Below are 15,840 nucleotides of genomic sequence, written 5' to 3'. Positions count from 1 at the left end.
ACTTATGCAACACCCATCCATACGTAGAACTAAGCCACCGAAACGGTCGTTGATGACTCTCTCGGACGATGAAGAACGGGCCCGTTCCAGCGGGCCCGAAAAGGTGGCGTCAACCACGCGAACGATGACAGACGCCACCACGAGGGCGCACGGACGCCCTCAACGGCAAGACGAACCGCACGCACTAACCACTAGCGGAGGCGAGTGTACCGTCTGCGGAGCCCCAGCCGACGGGCTCGACGCGACGCTCATAGCTCCGATCTGTCGCGACTGCGCGCGACGGAGGGCCTCCGATGAGTGACGATCTCGAGCCGATCACGCCGTCGGCCGCCGTGGAGCGCCACCTCGACGCCGTCGAGTACGACGGTGCTGACTGGACGCATACCTCCCACAAGAGCGAACTACGGCCGTTCGTTGAGTGGTGCCGCGAAGAAGGCGGGATCGACAATCTCAACAACCTGAGCGGCCGCGACCTCTACGATTACCGCAACTGGCGGCGTAAGGGCGGCTACAGCAACGGTCAAGACGACGAACTCGCGCGGAAGACGGTTCATAGCAATCTGAGCACACTCCGCGCGTTTCTCAGGAATGTCGAAGATATCGGCGCTGTACCGGAAGATCTGTACCTGAGCGTCCCGCTCCCGGAGCTCTCCGACGACGACGAGGTGAGCGACAGTAAGATCGTTCCGGCGCGCGTTCCGCCGATCCTCGACTACCTCGAGCGGTACGAGTACGGCAGCCGTGATCACGCGATCTGGGTGCTGCTCTGGCGCGGACTCCGCACCGGCGCGATCCGCGCCCCCGACATCGGCGATCTCGATACCGGCACCCAGGAGCCAGGAATCCGGCTCAAAAATAACCCCGAAGAAGGGACACGCCTCAAGAATGCTGAGAAGTCGGCACGTTTCGTCCGGCTCACCGAACGCGACGCCAAGGTTCTCGAGGCGTGGATCGAAGGCCCACGGCCGGATGTCACTGATGAGTACGGCCGACACCCCTTGATCGCGACCAACCAGGGTCGGGCGTCAGCAAGCTGCATCCGCGACGCCGTCTATCGGTGGACTCGGCCATGTGCTCGAGGTGAAGAGTGCCCCCACGACCGCGATCCCGAGACGTGCGAAGCGACCGAGCACTCGTCGATGAGCAAGTGTCCGTCGGCGCGCTCGCCCCACGACGTCCGGAAGGCGCGAGTGACGAAGTTCCGGAACGACGGCGTCCCGCGCCCGGTCGTTTCGGACGATCTCGACGCCTCAGAGAAGATCCTCGATAAGCACTACGACCGCGCCTCAGAGCGCGAGAAGGCAGCGCGCCGCTGGGACATTATCCGGAGGAATTCAGACCAATGAAACACGCACCCGCGTATCCCCAAACGAGCGGCAATCCGGGGGCCTGCAGCGCCCATCATTCTGCGTGACGGGCAACATTTGGCAAACGGCAGTATGACACTTATAAATGAACCCCTCTTCGGCCGATTTGATTTCGTTACGATTCGTGACGGGGATCGCCGGTGTCATGCGATTCGCCTACATTTGGATGGACGCATAGACACATAGTACTAGGGCCACACCCAACCCAACAGACTGAATTCGTGTAAGTAACTCGGCGAACTCAGGTTCTACGTCACAGTACGGTTTGAAGCAATCGACGTCAGGCCATTGGATTTGACCACCATGCGCACGGCAGACTCGGATTTCTATCCCGACTGATGTTCATTAGGTGATTGTCTTTTCGCTAATACCAGCATAGTTCCTCCTATCGTGGGAAAGTCCTCTGCTTGCTCTGGATAAGTCATTATCGCAGTAATCATTATTCAACGTATGACCTGCTATGAGCCGGAAGAGAAAATTACAACAGAGCAGCGAAAGCTCACCTGTTTCAGCAGCATGATGGCAGAATCGGAAATATCAAAAGTACGGATTTTCAGTGAATCCTAATGACAGAGTTCCCCGAGCCCAAATCGGGACTATCGTCTCTCCAAAATCCACTGCTGACGTGACTACATTCCTTGGAATTACGCTTCGAGGCGCTCAAGGAGGGCTTCGACTTGATTTGGATCAGAGAAATCTGTCTTCTTGTGAGATTTGGGTAGCCATAGCGATGCTTCTCTTTGCCGTGCAACCTGTTCTTCAGGTATTTCTGGGGATTCGCACTCCTCATCTCGAAGGTCGGCAGCGAACTCTTCAGCGTCTGGATCGGGGACGAAGATATCAAGCGCAGTGGCTAGTGGATCCTCGTCAGTGTCGGTATAGCCAGCGAGAGCATCGGCCAGCATTAACAGCGCTTCAAATTTCGTCTCTCCCTGCGTTGTCACTCCCGTCTCTTCGTCCGTAATCACGAACCAGTCGTCTTCTCGTTCAATCGTGATCGTAGCCATATCTCTTCGAACATCTGGCAGCGGTAAGTGTTCTGGGGAGCGATCCCTCTACTACTCTTCCACCGATTTAATCGTCTATCATCAAAACTTGGAGGGTAAACAGCCTACACATGCCCTCAGATGGGTAATAACAACACTTACCTGCCGGTCCCATACACCTATTAAACGAAGGATCACAACCACGAACCTATGGCAGCTCCCCTCGACATAGTCGGTTCTGATCCGGTTGTCACAGGCACGTTACTCGTTGCTGCCGCCGGAGCCATTCTCGTCCTTCAAGGAATACTGCCAAGCGCCGTTCTGTGGCTAGCTTACGGCATATCAGCAGTGGTTCTCTGTGCAGAACTTATAGTGATCGCTCGAACCCGACTGACCACATAGCCGGACTCAAGGACCTACTCGAACCAGATCCGAACTTAGACCAGATGAAGAATTAGTATCTCCAGCCCGTAGGCCTGATTATGTCTGATTGGATCTCTGAAATGCCAGATCTTGGCAAAGAACCGCTCCCAGAGCGCGATGATGTAGCCCGTACGGTTAGGCCTCAAGACGGGACGGATGAGCCGGAACTTGATAAAATCGCCAAGATGCCGGATCTCGGCAAGGTGCCGCTCCCTGATCGGAAGAAGGAATCAGATGACTGATTCCGATAGGGAAGGTAAAGGACTGGGTCATAATACGAGATATTGGATCAGTTGCACCAACACTTCTGACATATAACGAGTGGAAGCCACCTCTTCAGCGCAGGGGAATGACAAGGCATCGGTGGCGGATAGTCGAAGCTGAACCACCCAGGAACTACCGGGAGAATCGACACCGTTGAGAGCGTCCTCAGGAATGGCCGTCACTGTCGACGAAGTCACTCCCTTCAGAAACCTGGTGCCGAGGTCACGTACACGGCCAGGTACATACACAAGTACACAGCTACGTACGTGCTTACGTACATCAATATGTGAGTGCCTGTATACAGACCCAAGTAGACCTGTGAGTAGGTTCTCACCTTCTAACCTACGTCGTCACGTACTCTAACCAGAAATCTGTTTCGGGCAAAACTGATTGTGTATTTGGCTAGGGTCTTGGCTTTCTTGATATTTACACTACCAGTCCGCTACTTGGATTTATTCGTGTTAGGTTACTGGTCCCTCTATGGAGGAGCTGAGAGCAAACATCTCGTTCGATAAGTTCGCAGATATGCCGGAGTTCTACGGGTCCGGTGCAGCTGGCTACCGTTTAGCGATGGTGAAAGATCGGGAGGACTTCCTTGATCTATTCGAAGGAGCTCATCATGTGGATGCAGTAACCTACGCCGAGACACCAGATTTGATGGTGAAGATGTTGACCGAATACGATATCGGGTCACTAGACGTCCTTATCGGAAACGCTGACGAGTATGCTGATCAGGTTAACGACGTCTCTACTGCACGCTCACTGGTTCAGCTTCGACAGGACGACCGGCTCACTGTTCGACTGAAAAACCGGAAGATTGTCCACTCGAAGATTTACCGGATCGTGATGCCGGACGACACGGTGAAGCTCGTGCAAGGATCCGCAAATCTCTCGCGGAACTCTTGGGAGTACCATACGAACCAGATTTCTGTCTTCACGACTGATGTCGGAACCCAACTAGACAAGGAATTCAAGCGTTTTATCGACCAATATCGGGAGACCTACAGCAATCAGACACTGTTAGAAGGATTGGTTGAAGCGCTCGAAGAAGCTGACTCGCCAGAAGAGCGAGAAAACCGCATTGAGTACTGGGTTGGGGCAGGTGACCTCGATGTGAGTGACACGGCCGCGCTAAATCAGGATGCAGTAGAGGATCTGAAAGACGTCGCAGATCAAGTTACTGCTGTCGTTGATGATCCAGCAGAAGCTGACGAGACAGTCGCGTTCATCGAGGAACCCGAGAACGCCGATCGAACCATCGTAGAACCGGACGATTCAACGGACAAGGATGATCCAGACGAGATGGACGATAGTAATGAGTCTCCAGATGTAGGACTCGTCGAATCCGATCACGAAACGAGTCTGACGGATACACTCGACCGACCACGAGTTCGTGCGCCCGATGAGAAAATCCGAATGGGAACAAGCAAAGTGGACAAGGATACAGCCGATGAGTTCGGAGCGAGTCTCCGTGACCGCGGTGCGACCGTCGAGGACCACAGTATTACCGCACCACTGAGCGCGTACAACAACCAGGTGAAGGAATCGACAGCCATTCCGTCGATGTCTGTCCTTCCAGACGCTGAGCAAGTCGTGATCGGCGAAGACGATGAAATGATTCTGGTTGCCACTGACGAACCGACCCCTGAAGTCCTGAATCACTGTCTCGAAACGATCGAGGACTACATCGAGACTGTCGAGAATCACGGCTACACGCAATCTGAAACAGCGGTGATGGCCCAAATGTACGAGGCGTTCCTTTACGGATTCTGGGCCCCATTCGCAAACCAGTACGCCGAGGCACTCTCCTCGCCATCACGGACACTCGATAACGTTCTCCAGCACCTCTACATCGAAGGGAAAAGCGACGCTGGGAAAGACAAACTCACTGAGTACATCCTTCGATTGATCTCCGACAACACGGTTATCTCCGGTGTCGATGCGGACGATGTCGGCGTCGGTGAGATCCGGGGTATCCGCGAGTGGGACACGTGCTTCCCGTACGCCATTATCGACGCGGAAAAACGCAAGATTCAGAACTGGAGTCCGATCCGGAACTACTGGGGAGACTGGACGCCAACCAGTGTCGATCAGCCGTGCTTGATATTTACAACGAACGACGCTCTCCCCAAGTCCGAGTTCCGGAATCGGATGAAGATTCTGAGTATGGACGTCTCGTTCCCCTCGAATCCGGAAGACCCAGGGTTCAGAGAAGCGCAAGACGATCTCGCAGAAGTACTAGAACGGGAAAACCCGATCTTCAGTTACGTCGCTCGCCGAATGCTTACCGAGCAACCCTGGACCAGTGGGAACGGCACCATCGAAGACGTTCGACGTATTTTCCGCGAGTTCTACGCCGAAGCCGGGCGAGACGAACCAGAGTACTTCCCTGCTGGCGAACCAGCAGAGAAAACGTACGATACGGGACGGATCAAATGGCAGCGTGACATTCAGGGCGGACGCGTCACGTTCGAGCCAGAACCCGACGCGATTACTGCCGATTTCGACCGCGAAGAGTACGAAGTTTATGACTACGAGAAACGCCTACCCAAACGGTTCATGTCCGAGAAGTCATCCACCAGCGTCTACATTGGCGCACCTGAGGAGTTCGCCGAGTGGATCGGATACTCTGTCAATGAACTCCTGAATGGTGTCGCGGAGACGGAAGAAGTCAGCGATCAGCCGGTCGAAACGACGAAAACTTCTGACGAGGACGAGTCTGGCGGGTTCCTCTCGCGGTTGTTCAGCGACTAAGTCCCGGGAACGCGTCGGTCTTTCGAGCGTCACAGTTCCTGCCGGAGCAGCGTATCAATCTGCTGGATCAGCGCTGCCTCGATCGCGTCGCTCTCGTCACATCGTGCTGCCTTTCGAAGTTCGTCGAAGCGCTTGGCGAGCGTGGCTACGATGTCGTCAGGCACCGACTGGGAGGTCGGCGTTCTGCAACCAGTACGGCTTGAACGCAGTTGTGATAGCTACGGTTTCTTAAGAGGTGGATAGATTCAGTCGAGGCTCTGGACTCCGGTCGAATCGCCTTCGCCGAAATCAGCAGCTTCTGACTGCGTCGGTTCACGCTGCCGTTCGTCGTAGGCTTCGTGCCATTCTTCGATCACTGGCCGACTCTCCGCCCCGTGCTCGGTACGCCGACGCCGCACTTGAATCAACGCTGGCGTATTCATCGCATCCCCTGAGACGATTGCCTGCCCAGGCGTTAGTCCCGGTAGTTCTCGAAGGACATCTTCGCCGGCAGCCTCAACCGATTTCTTGATCGCGTCCTGGTCGTTCGGATTCCGGATTTTCATCGAGATCTGCGTGCCGCATTGCGAGAGGACATCCGGATCGATTTTCGATGGCCGCTGACTGATGATTCCGAGTCCGAACCCGAACTTGCGGCCTTCAGACGTGATCGTCCGCATTATCCCTAACGACGGAGCATCTCCCGAGGCTGGTGCGAACCGATGGCCTTCTTCGAACAGTGCGAAAATCGGGTGCTCTATCTCAGACTCACGATTCCGCACGTTATCGAGTCGTTCTCGGTACAGCCGTCGCAGAAGAACGGTCGTAATGAGTTGCTGATCACGTCGATCAAGCGTGTCCATCTGGAGGACCGTACACTGACCGGGATTAACGTTTCGTCAAGTGGGACGTTCTCTTCCGGATGGAACAGGTCGTTTCGCTGGATCGACCGCCGGAGTCGCCATTCTAATGCGCCGACACTGGCGTCATCAGCGCCGAACTCGCTTCGCATTTCCGCTATAAGTTCGTCAATCCCCCACGTTCGGCTTTCCTGATTCTGCATCGAACGCCACGCCGTCGAGAGGCGATCCTGCATCCGGTTGCTTGGATTATCCAAGATCGCCATGACGTCCCCGATATCCAATTCAGAAATCCGGACACGGAGCCGCTCTGGATCGTAGTAGACCATGTCTGGTTCGTATCCATCTTTGCCTTGGAAGGCTTCATGGCCTTGCATCTCAGCCAGAGTGTCATACTCACCGTGCGGATCAAACACGAGCATCGACGCTCGTGAACTCGGTCGCATCATCTCCTCGATCAAGACCGACGCTGTGTAGGACTTCCCGCTCCCCGTGGCGGCGAGGATCGCTAAGTGCGTCGAAGCGAACTTGTCGATCGGGATGTGAATGTTCGTCGCTTCTGCCGGGCGATTCAATAGCCACCCGATGTGCGCGACGCCGTCGAGGTCTGTAACGTCCGTTTCGACGGATTCGCATCCAAGATTCGGTAGTACCGTTTCGAGTTGGGAATCGGGTGCGATGGACACCGGTGTTCCGGGGTCGGGAAGCTGCCGCGGATTGGCGAACGTCGTCATGTCCGTATCGTAGAACCCGATGACCGTCGCCGTCAACCGATACAACTCTGTATCGTCGGTCGGGACACCGAGTGTCGCTGCAACCGTCTCCGGCCCCACTTCTGGATCGGCGAGATACCCCTCTGGAAGTCCCCTTATCAGTTCGCGGTTCGTCACGCGAGCGAAGACCGACCGGTCCTCGCTATCGACCGAGACGGTGTAGGTGATGAACTCGCCCGTCTTGATTGGCTGGTCCGCCGGGGCCACGAACACGAACTCGTTCGGATCATCGCCTGGACCAGCAACCGTGCCGATCACGTTCGAACGTTCCGACATCACACCACCCCCCGGCGTTGCCGCGCCTGCCACTTGACGTTCTGCTCGACGACGTCCAGCACGCGCTGGTTCGGATCATCGTCCGGCAGCATACCGCGTAACCGCTCGATCAACGCGACGACGACTTCCGCGCCGAGGTCGCCCGCAACGTCGATGAGGCGATCGACGTACGCCAACTGGATCTGGTCGTCGACGGTGTGGAACGCGACTGTGACCTCGTTCGGACAGTGGAAGACCGTGTCATCGACCTCTAGTGTCCAGCGCGGCATCTGGTGCGACGGGTCCGCGATCGATCGGTCTTCGGTGATGACCGCAGTGCCGAGAAGCGCTACGCCCGCAAGCGTCGTTCGCTCTTCGATGTATCCGGGCGTGAATTGTGCCTGGTCGTCCTGCGCTAACCGCGGCCCGGTTCGCCCCTGGTCTGGATCAACCAGTTGCGTGTCGTAAATCACGCCCATCACCACGTGTTCGGTCCCGTCGACGGTCTTCTTGATGAACACCGGTTGCCCGAACTCGCGCTCGTGGAGCTTCGGTGGGCGCTCGCAGTCCCGCTCCTTGTACACCTCGACAACGTAGTCGAGGTGGCTGTTCGACGAAACGATACTCCCAATCCGGACGCACGAATCGACGTCCGCGTCGTCTGTGGCTGTCGAAGAATCTGTCATGTATTCCTCCTGTAATGGTAGGTTGTCATCGTCGGCGGAGTTCCTTGCTCAAGGCCTTCACGTTCCATTCGACCGGCACGTCGTTCGACTCGGCCCATCGCTGGACGATCCGGTGGAACTGCTGCCGGTCCTGATGGTCAAGCACGGCGTCGCTGTCGGCCTGCTGGATTATTTCTGGGTACCCGCGACCGACACCGGCCTCTGCGCGCACGATCTCGACGGTGTACTCGTACATCGAGTCGTACCCATCGGGCCCGTCGCTGCGGCATAGCCACCCAGGGAACTCGATCCGATCGAGACCCGCACCGGGTGGCACGTTCAGGTACGAGAACAGGATGTCGTCACGGAACTCGTACCGCTCGCCCTCGTAGGTCGCCTGCAGCGCGTCAACGCTCCCGTCACGCTTCGAGATGAACGGGACCGTCGTGTCGCCCCACGGGCTCATGAGTTCGGTCAGGACATGCGCGTCCGGAATGACGCGGTCGGTTTCGAACTCATCGCGCAATAGGAGCCGCGTCATCTTCACCAGTTCAGTCGCGCTCGATCCCGCGACGTACCCGACGAGTGGAATCTCGTGATGCTGGCTCGCGGCGATCACCCGACTCAGCGTCGAGATGTACCGCTCACGCGTTTCCGGCTTCAACGGGTTCGCAAACGACGCGATCAAGGGACCGTCGTAGAACACGACTGGCGTATGGGCAACATCACCGGCGTCGCGGGCCTCCGCCAGCTCCACGAGCTGCTCGATGAGCAGCGCCCCTTCGTGTTCGAACCGATGATGGCCGACGAGTTGCGAATCCACGAACCGGTAGTCTCCCTCCTGTGATTCCCGCGTGATCTCGTCGGGTGTCAACAGCCGCCCTTCGACGTCTCGATCGAGACGCCCGTCAGCATGATGGTAATTAACCGCACATGCAGACTGCACGTACGCCAGCGGCACGTTGAACTCTGTTGTCGGCGGGAGTTGTGACCCGTCTACGGCCATGACCGGAACATCGCGGAGGATTTCACGAGCCCACTCGTTGACATTCTCGTGGTTCTCCCATCCGTCGCTCTCAGCGTGCGGAACGACGATGCTGCTCACGTCATTGAACTCGTCGGTCGGGTACGCACCCGGATATGACGCGTCCTCCAATGCCTCACGGATCTCCTCGCTCGTCCATTCTTTAGGGAGACGCTGGAACGCGTCCTGATACCGCTCGACAATCCCCGTATCGTCTTCCAGATACGCTTCGATCGTCTCAACGTTGGACTCCAGCTCGGCAGCGACCCCGTGCTTGTCGATTGGCATTAATTGATGGTCACCTCCGACGTCTGCCGGGGCTTCTCGACAGTGACTGTGTAGTCCGTCATCGAATCGAACGTCTGGTCGTGACTAATGACCGTGAGCTGCTCGAAGCTGTCCAGTTGCTTCAACTGCGTCACGAGATTCCGCTTTTTCTGTCGATCCAGGTTCGCCGTCGGCTCGTCGAGGAACGCCACACCGACCGACGCTAACTGTTCAAGGATGGCGAGCCGTACTGCGAGCGCGGCTGCCATCTTCTCCCCGCCGCTCAGCGTCGAGAACGACTTCCGCACGTTCGCATCGTGTACGACGATCTGGTAGTCGCTTGTCCACTCTAGCGTCTCTGCAGACACACCACGGATCGACCGGAACAGCTCGTTCGCTCGCGCGCCGATCTGATCCGTAATGATCTCACGCATCTTCGGCCCGGCTTCCCGCACATTCTTCCGAACCCACGTAGCGAACTTGTGATCCGCTTTCAATTCCTTCAACTGCTGGATCTTCTCTTGTCGCTCCTCCAGTTTCGTCTCTAACCGCTTGATCTCCTCGCGTGTGTTCTTCAGGTTCTTCTCCTTTTCTTCGAGCGTTCCCCTTGCACGCTGGATCTCGCCGTTGAGCTCTTCGATCTCCGCTTCAAGCGTCTCGAACCGTTCTTCGTCAAACGACTCTTTGGACTCCTTCAGTTCTGCTTCCGTTTCGTCGCGTTCCGCTTCGAGTTCCTCAAGCTCGCTCTCCAGGTCTTCAACGGTCTCTCGTCGGTCCTCTACCTGCGAAGCCTGCTTCTCGTACTGCATGTACGTCTGATATGCCGATTCTGTCTCTTCCATCGTCGCCTCGGCGTCGTCGATCTTCTCGTCTAACTCCTCGAACTCCGCCAGGTCGTCTTTGATCTCTTCGAGGACCGACTGTTCTTCTGCTAGTTCTTCCTGCATCTCTTCCAACTGCTCGGGCACGTCGCTGTTCTCCCGCACCCGGAACTCGGCCGTTTGGTACTCGTCGTACGCTTCTTCTAACTCGTCGCGTTGCGCTTCGAGTTCGGGGAGTTCTTCCAGATCTGATTTCAGTTCTTCTAACTCGGACGCGGTCTCTTCCTTCTCCCCCTGGAGGTCTTCGATCTCGTTCTCCAGCGACTCGATCTGCTCCCGATACATCGAGACCTTGTCGAACCGCTGTTTGACCTCCTGCGCCTCCTGGCGGCGGTCGCGTAGATCGCTGATTTCCTCGTCGAGCCGATCGCGTTCCTCTTTGATTTCCTCGATCCGTGTTTCGTGCTGTTCGATCGCATCGGACCGGTGTTTCTCGGACAACGGTCGGTCACACGTCGGGCACGGCGCGTCGATGTCCGTGTCACGTAATCGCTCTAACTGCTCGTCGAGCTGGTTGCGCTCTCGCTTCAGCTGCTTCCGCTGAGCTTTTTTCTCATTAATCTCACCCGCGATCTCCTCGGGATCGGTCGTCTCCTCCCACTCGGCTTCGATCTCTGCTATCGTCTCCTCCTTCTCCTCGATCTCGTCTTCCTTCTCCTCGATTTCTGTCGTCAGTTCCTCGATGTTGCGCTGTAACTTCTCGACCTCGTCCTCGCGCTGTTTCAGCGACTCGATGCACTCGTCGAGTTCTTCGTATCGCTCCTTCTCGTCTTCTAGTTCATCTAGCGTCTCCTTGGCCGCTTCTAACTCCGCCAGATTGTCTTCCAACTGCTCAACCTCGACCTCGATGGTCGAGACCTCTTGCTCTTTATCGTTCTTCCGTTCACGGAGCGCGTCTCGTTTTTCCTCTCGCTCCTCTAGCTCGTCCAGCCGGTCCTGCGCTTGCTTGTACCGCTGATATCCCTCTCGGTTCGCTTCGCACTTCTCCTGTGCTTCCTTGGCGGCTTCGAGTTCCTGTTCGGCTGTATCTAGCTTGCTCTCGCTCGCCTCGATCTTCTGCTGCAGCGACTCGACCTCATCCCCGAGACGATCGATCTCCTCTTGGACGGCCTCTAGCTCCTCGTACTCCGTCTTTTTCTCCGACAACTCGTTCGATTTCCGCTCGATGCGTGTCTCCAACTCCTCTACTTCTTCAGCCAACGATTCCGCTTCTCTACGCTCGTCCGGCAGACTCTGTACCTCCCCGGTGAGCGTATCGATGTCGCTCCGGAGGTCCTGCTGTTGCTTCTCGATCGCGTCCGGGACGTCCTTGAGCGCCTCCCACGACTCCTCGTACGCGTCGAGATTCAGTAACGCGTCGAATGTCTCTTTTCGATTCTTCGCCGTCTGGGAGAAGTCAGAGAGGAACCGTGTCTGCGGCACCCCAATGCACGACTCCCAGAGGCTCTGCAGTTCGTCGTTGTCCTCGACGTCGAACCGGGCGCGTAACCACCGCATCAGCTCCGTTTTCGAGTCGATATCCTGATCCACCCACTTGTCGCTCTCAGCGCCGTACCGATGGACACCGTAGTTTGACCGGCCAATCGACCGCGTTACTCGGAACCGCTCCGTACCGCTCTCCGTTTCTATGTCGAACGTGATCTCGACGGTTCCCGAACTTGCGCCCTCCCGCACGAAGTCCTTGTTATTGAACGGGAGCGAGTCGAACAACGCGAACCCAATCGCCTCCTGGATCGTCGATTTCCCGGCCCCGTTCTCGCCGAGAATCGCCGTGACGCCGCCTTCGATCGGTACCTCTGTCCGGCCCTCGTAGGACTTGATGTCCTCCAGTGCGACTTTCGTGATCCTCATTCGCTCACCACCTCCGCAGTCTCGTCAGTCTCGGAATCTGATTCCTCATCTCCCGCGGTTTCCGATGTTGTCGTTTCAATGTCGCCGTCACCATCGTCGAACGGGTCCTCCTCGATATCGAGGACCACATCGTCGACGAGTTCTGGGAACAGGTCGCGGCGCGCCGAACTCACCGTGTCGCGGATATCCTCAGCTGCTTCTTTGGCCTGTGCCATCTGATGCGCATTCCCCAGGACGTCAGCGACGTCCGAGGCTTTCTCTGAGTACATCGACTCCTGTGCGATCGTCTCGAACACCTGATCTTCCAACGCCGCCGTGTTTAACTGGCCGTCTTTGAACACCTCACCCTCATCGATCTCGGAGATAAGCTGCTGGACGTTCGCTGTTCGGATTCCAGTGTTCACTTGGACGTACAACGCGTCGCACTCCTTCTCCGCGAACGACGCGAGTTCATCGGTTCGAAAGTCCCCTCGACTGAACTGCAACGTCCCGGTAAACCGCAGATCGAGGATCGGTGACCGCGGCTCCCCCTGCGCTGTGTATGCCGACTTCCCGCAGTATTCCTCAACATCCGATCGCTCGCTTTGCACGTGCTCACGGAACGCCGATTCCAGCTCTCCGGGCGACTCGTAGGGTGTCACGTCAAATTCCATCCGGTAGTACGGTCGGCGCTTCGTCTCGTGGTGCGTCGCCTCGAATCCGACCGACACATCGCCCCCCGATGCGTCGGAGGTCAGCGTTACCGAATAATACCCGTGCTCCCAGTCGTCCCGGCCCTCGCGTGTGTTATGCGCCTCGGGCGAGCCAGGGTTGTAGATCCATCCACCGGCCTCGTACCGCTTGTGAATGTGTCCGAGTGCGAGATAGTCCACGACTTCCTTGACGTCTCGCAACTCGCCGTGCGTCACCGTTCCGCCAAGCGTCGGTACTTCGTCCTCGATCCCGAAATGCGCTAACAGCACGGTAAACGCCGGTTCACCGTGTGTCTCGTTCGTCTCTTGAATCCCGTTCGCCACCTGCCGGAGAGCCTGTCCGGTCTTCGCCCCGCGCCACTGCAACCCGAACACGCGGACCGGGCCGTCCAACTTGTCGATATCTATGTCGTAAAACCCTGCGTACTCGCCCGGATCGTCGGGATCGTACGGTTCGAACTGCGCAGTATCGGTGTCGGCGGATAGATCCGCCTTCAAGAACACGACGTGTCCGCGCTGATGAAGGTAATTCAACCACGTCACGTCGCGCGGTGTCAGGTTTTCGTCGTGGTTCCCGCGCGATACCAACAGTGGAACGTTGTCCGGCACTCGCGCTAACTCCTGCTCCGTCTGATGCAGTACCTTCGGGCGGAGATCCCGCGAGTGGAACAGGTCGCCTGGCACGAGGATCGCGTCGGTTCCACGGTCCTCGATCATTTCATTGAATGCTGCTCGCGTGGTTGACGCCATGTCGTCCTCGCGCTGTTTCAACCCGTACTGGCGGTGGCCGAGGTGGGTGTCCGCGATGTGAGTAAGCGTCAACATAGTGGATGTCACACACAGTATGTGTAACCAACAGGTTTTAATAGTTTTGGATAAGTTGGATAGTTTGAGGAGTTGGAACCGATGGAACCGCCTAACGATGACGAAGACAAGAAAAACCGCTTCCGAGAAGCTTTCGAACGCGGTCAACAGGGGCACGTCGGGAGCTACGACGTCTGGTTGACGGATCACGGGTTCCAACCAGAACAAGTAAGCCGTGAACAACTCACGGACTACTTCCGGAACCACCCTGAAAAAGCGGCCAACCAAGAAGACGAGCTTGACGAGATCGCTGAGTACGCAGGTTTTGTTACTCGTCAACAGGACATCTTCCACATTCCCGTTGTCGGACCCTCCGGAATCGGGAAGACCCAGTTGCTACATACCGTCGTCTCGTTTCTCACGGAACTCCCCGAGGACATCGATACGAAGCTGATCGACGCAACCGAGCCCGGGAAGAAGGTTGACGACGGATTCCTCCTTGATCAGTTCGCTAACGAACTGGCCGGATTCGAGACCCCAGTCGTCTGCATCGACGATTGTGGCCTCGATAAACGAATCCGGACATCGCTCACTGAATTCCGACAAGCAGTCGATAGCGGGCTCTTCGTGACGACATGGACGCCGGAACGGTGGACTGTAAATCGGGATCGAATCCATGACGTCCTTCCTCCGGCAAAAGAAATCCACCTCGACGCATTCCCACGCGAGGATACACAAGAAACCCTCAGCGTTCTCTTCGATGTACTATCAGAGGATGGCTTCTCGCTTCCCGCAGAAACTGCGGAGCGAATTCACGCACTTAGCGAAGGTATCCCACGGCTAATCCACATCCTCGCGGTAGAGTCGCTTCAAGAAGCATTTCGAAAAGAACTGGAGCCAGGGGACGTCGCAGCCACGAACGCCGCTGCCAAACGACTCCACCTCGCCAACGCAAGCACACGCGTACAGGAACTCTCGGATTCCAAGCTTGCCGTCCTGAAACAGATACTCCAACTGCCGAACGATCGCGGTGTTCAACCAGGTACACTGGTCGATGAACTCCACCGTGACAAATCGACGATATCCTATCACCTCAGAGAACTTAGTGAATCAGGATTCGTCGAACGTGACCGCGAGGGACGACGCGCATTCTACCGAGTGACCGAGACGATGGCACCACTCATCCAACAGCGAATCAACCAGGAGGCCGAATTCAATGGCTAGCTACAAGATCGTACCCCTACGAGACGAGAGCATCGCCACTGAAGACATCGAAGCCGGAGTCGAAGCCACCTCGGCATTCGACTCGAACGCCGACCTCCGCAGCGGGATGCTCCCGCACACCTTCACGGAGGGATCAGACGGTTTATGCTGGGTGGAATACGGTCGTGAGACGTATTACGATCGACCGACACTCGAAGGAACAGCGGAAACGAAACACGCTGAACGATACGCGATTCTCTTCCTCCAGAACGGATACGTTGCCATCGAAAAGGCGACGAAGGAAGTGGAAGAGGAACTGCTCACGACAGTAGCCGACGTGCTCGCGGAAGACGTGAAATTCGAGCCGGTTGAGTTCGACGAAGAGGATCTACGGCGGGTTATCGAGGAATCCAGCCGCGTTCAGCGCGTCGATGTAAGTCCCAGCAGCCGCGACGGACCAGATTACGTGTCGGCCCATGACAGGGGCGATCTCAGAGATACGGACTGGTGGGGACAGTATCTCGCAGATCCATTCGAACAGGTACGCGTAGACCTTCCGGATCGAAACATCCACGTCGATGTCGGATTCGACGATACTGGGCGAATCACGCTCTACGGCCGCGAGATCGAGATGGCGATTCAAGCCGAGGCGATGCGGCACCTGACAGACGAGATCATCGATAAGTACCAGAGCCCGACCGATTTCCAGGGAACCCTCACAGGATACTAAGATGGCGACTCAACAAAATACACCACTTCAGCGACGAGCGTCGGTGAATGGCCACCCAACGA

The 15,840-nt window shown here is 56.8% G+C and carries 13 protein-coding genes; 5 read left to right on the top strand and 8 right to left on the bottom strand.

Annotated elements, in window-relative coordinates:
• Positions 1 to 332 precede the first annotated feature (332 nt).
• On the top strand, positions 333 to 1,346 hold the full coding sequence (locus tag TX80_RS14720) for a tyrosine-type recombinase/integrase (protein WP_326544632.1): 1,014 nt from the start codon (positions 333 to 335) through the stop codon (positions 1,344 to 1,346).
• 665 nt (positions 1,347 to 2,011) lie between these two features.
• Here the strand turns inward: TX80_RS14720 and TX80_RS19520 are convergent.
• Complete coding sequence (locus TX80_RS19520; RefSeq protein WP_195893091.1) at positions 2,012 to 2,374, bottom strand: type II toxin-antitoxin system HicB family antitoxin; 363 nt, start codon at positions 2,372 to 2,374, stop codon at positions 2,012 to 2,014.
• Positions 2,375 to 2,835: 461 nt separating this feature from the next.
• Here TX80_RS19520 and TX80_RS19095 point away from each other — a divergent pair, with 461 nt between their 5' ends.
• Both TX80_RS19095 and TX80_RS14710 read left to right on the top strand, forming a co-directional pair.
• Positions 2,836 to 3,018, top strand: coding sequence for a hypothetical protein (locus TX80_RS19095; RefSeq protein WP_154658666.1), 183 nt, complete (start codon positions 2,836 to 2,838; stop codon positions 3,016 to 3,018).
• Positions 3,019 to 3,520: 502 nt separating this feature from the next.
• Complete coding sequence (locus TX80_RS14710; protein ID WP_049923890.1) at positions 3,521 to 5,794, top strand: hypothetical protein; 2,274 nt, start codon at positions 3,521 to 3,523, stop codon at positions 5,792 to 5,794.
• Between the two features lie 29 nt (positions 5,795 to 5,823).
• Here TX80_RS14710 and TX80_RS20025 read toward each other — a convergent pair whose 3' ends face one another.
• The 7 genes from TX80_RS20025 to TX80_RS14685 form a co-directional block, all read right to left on the bottom strand.
• Positions 5,824 to 5,958, bottom strand: coding sequence for a hypothetical protein (locus TX80_RS20025; protein WP_268258149.1), 135 nt, complete (start codon positions 5,956 to 5,958; stop codon positions 5,824 to 5,826).
• An 81-nt stretch (positions 5,959 to 6,039) separates the two neighbouring features.
• Positions 6,040 to 6,453, bottom strand: a complete 414-nt coding sequence (locus tag TX80_RS19825) for an ATP-binding protein (RefSeq protein WP_230198742.1) — start codon at positions 6,451 to 6,453, stop codon at positions 6,040 to 6,042.
• 77 nt (positions 6,454 to 6,530) lie between these two features.
• Positions 6,531 to 7,682, bottom strand: a complete 1,152-nt coding sequence (locus TX80_RS14705; RefSeq protein ID WP_230198741.1) for an ATP-binding protein — start codon at positions 7,680 to 7,682, stop codon at positions 6,531 to 6,533.
• The gene (locus tag TX80_RS14700; RefSeq protein WP_049923889.1) at positions 7,682 to 8,347 is read right to left on the bottom strand and encodes a hypothetical protein; all 666 of its coding nucleotides are present in this window, start codon (positions 8,345 to 8,347) and stop codon (positions 7,682 to 7,684) included. The genes TX80_RS14705 and TX80_RS14700 overlap by 1 nt, the downstream gene beginning before the upstream one ends.
• A 25-nt stretch (positions 8,348 to 8,372) precedes the next feature.
• Positions 8,373 to 9,638 carry a DNA double-strand break repair nuclease NurA gene (locus TX80_RS14695; RefSeq protein ID WP_049923888.1) on the bottom strand — a complete coding sequence of 422 codons (1,266 nt, stop codon included), beginning with the start codon at positions 9,636 to 9,638 and terminating at the stop codon, positions 8,373 to 8,375.
• Positions 9,638 to 12,349 (bottom strand): AAA family ATPase, encoded by a 2,712-nt coding sequence (locus TX80_RS14690; RefSeq protein ID WP_049923887.1) that lies wholly within the window; start codon positions 12,347 to 12,349, stop codon positions 9,638 to 9,640. The genes TX80_RS14695 and TX80_RS14690 overlap by 1 nt, the downstream gene beginning before the upstream one ends.
• Positions 12,346 to 13,866: a metallophosphoesterase family protein gene (locus tag TX80_RS14685; RefSeq protein WP_049924107.1), complete on the bottom strand. Its 1,521-nt coding sequence runs from the start codon at positions 13,864 to 13,866 to the stop codon at positions 12,346 to 12,348. Before TX80_RS14685 ends, TX80_RS14690 begins: the two co-directional genes overlap by 4 nt.
• A 72-nt stretch (positions 13,867 to 13,938) precedes the next feature.
• On the opposite strand from TX80_RS14685, the gene TX80_RS18735 reads away from it, so the two are divergent.
• Together TX80_RS18735 and TX80_RS14670 are read left to right on the top strand one after the other, a co-directional pair.
• The gene (locus tag TX80_RS18735; RefSeq protein WP_394324885.1) at positions 13,939 to 15,069 is read left to right on the top strand and encodes a hypothetical protein; all 1,131 of its coding nucleotides are present in this window, start codon (positions 13,939 to 13,941) and stop codon (positions 15,067 to 15,069) included.
• A complete protein-coding gene (locus TX80_RS14670; protein WP_049923884.1) occupies positions 15,062 to 15,778 on the top strand; it encodes a hypothetical protein in 717 nt (238 codons plus the stop codon). The genes TX80_RS18735 and TX80_RS14670 overlap by 8 nt, the downstream gene beginning before the upstream one ends.
• Positions 15,779 to 15,840: the final 62 nt, after the last annotated feature.

This window comes from Halopiger djelfimassiliensis, from assembly GCF_000455365.1.
GTDB classification, from domain to species: domain Archaea; phylum Halobacteriota; class Halobacteria; order Halobacteriales; family Natrialbaceae; genus Halopiger_B; species Halopiger_B djelfimassiliensis.
This window is presented reverse-complemented; position numbering and strand designations above follow the sequence as displayed.

Bases quoted from the DNA above. Each gene is read 5' to 3' on its own strand.
- TX80_RS14690 (WP_049923887.1), bottom strand. From the start codon at position 12,349: ATGAGGATCACGAAAGTCGCACTGGAGGACATCAAGTCCTACGAGGGC.
- TX80_RS19095 (WP_154658666.1), top strand. From the start codon at position 2,836: ATGTCTGATTGGATCTCTGAAATGCCAGATCTTGGCAAAGAACCGCTC.
- TX80_RS14695 (WP_049923888.1), bottom strand. From the start codon at position 9,638: ATGCCAATCGACAAGCACGGGGTCGCTGCCGAGCTGGAGTCCAACGTT.
- TX80_RS14670 (WP_049923884.1), top strand. From the start codon at position 15,062: ATGGCTAGCTACAAGATCGTACCCCTACGAGACGAGAGCATCGCCACT.
- TX80_RS14705 (WP_230198741.1), bottom strand. From the start codon at position 7,682: ATGTCGGAACGTTCGAACGTGATCGGCACGGTTGCTGGTCCAGGCGAT.
- TX80_RS14700 (WP_049923889.1), bottom strand. From the start codon at position 8,347: ATGACAGATTCTTCGACAGCCACAGACGACGCGGACGTCGATTCGTGC.
- TX80_RS19825 (WP_230198742.1), bottom strand. From the start codon at position 6,453: ATGCGGACGATCACGTCTGAAGGCCGCAAGTTCGGGTTCGGACTCGGA.
- TX80_RS14685 (WP_049924107.1), bottom strand. From the start codon at position 13,866: ATGTTGACGCTTACTCACATCGCGGACACCCACCTCGGCCACCGCCAG.
- TX80_RS19520 (WP_195893091.1), bottom strand. From the start codon at position 2,374: ATGGCTACGATCACGATTGAACGAGAAGACGACTGGTTCGTGATTACG.
- TX80_RS14710 (WP_049923890.1), top strand. From the start codon at position 3,521: ATGGAGGAGCTGAGAGCAAACATCTCGTTCGATAAGTTCGCAGATATG.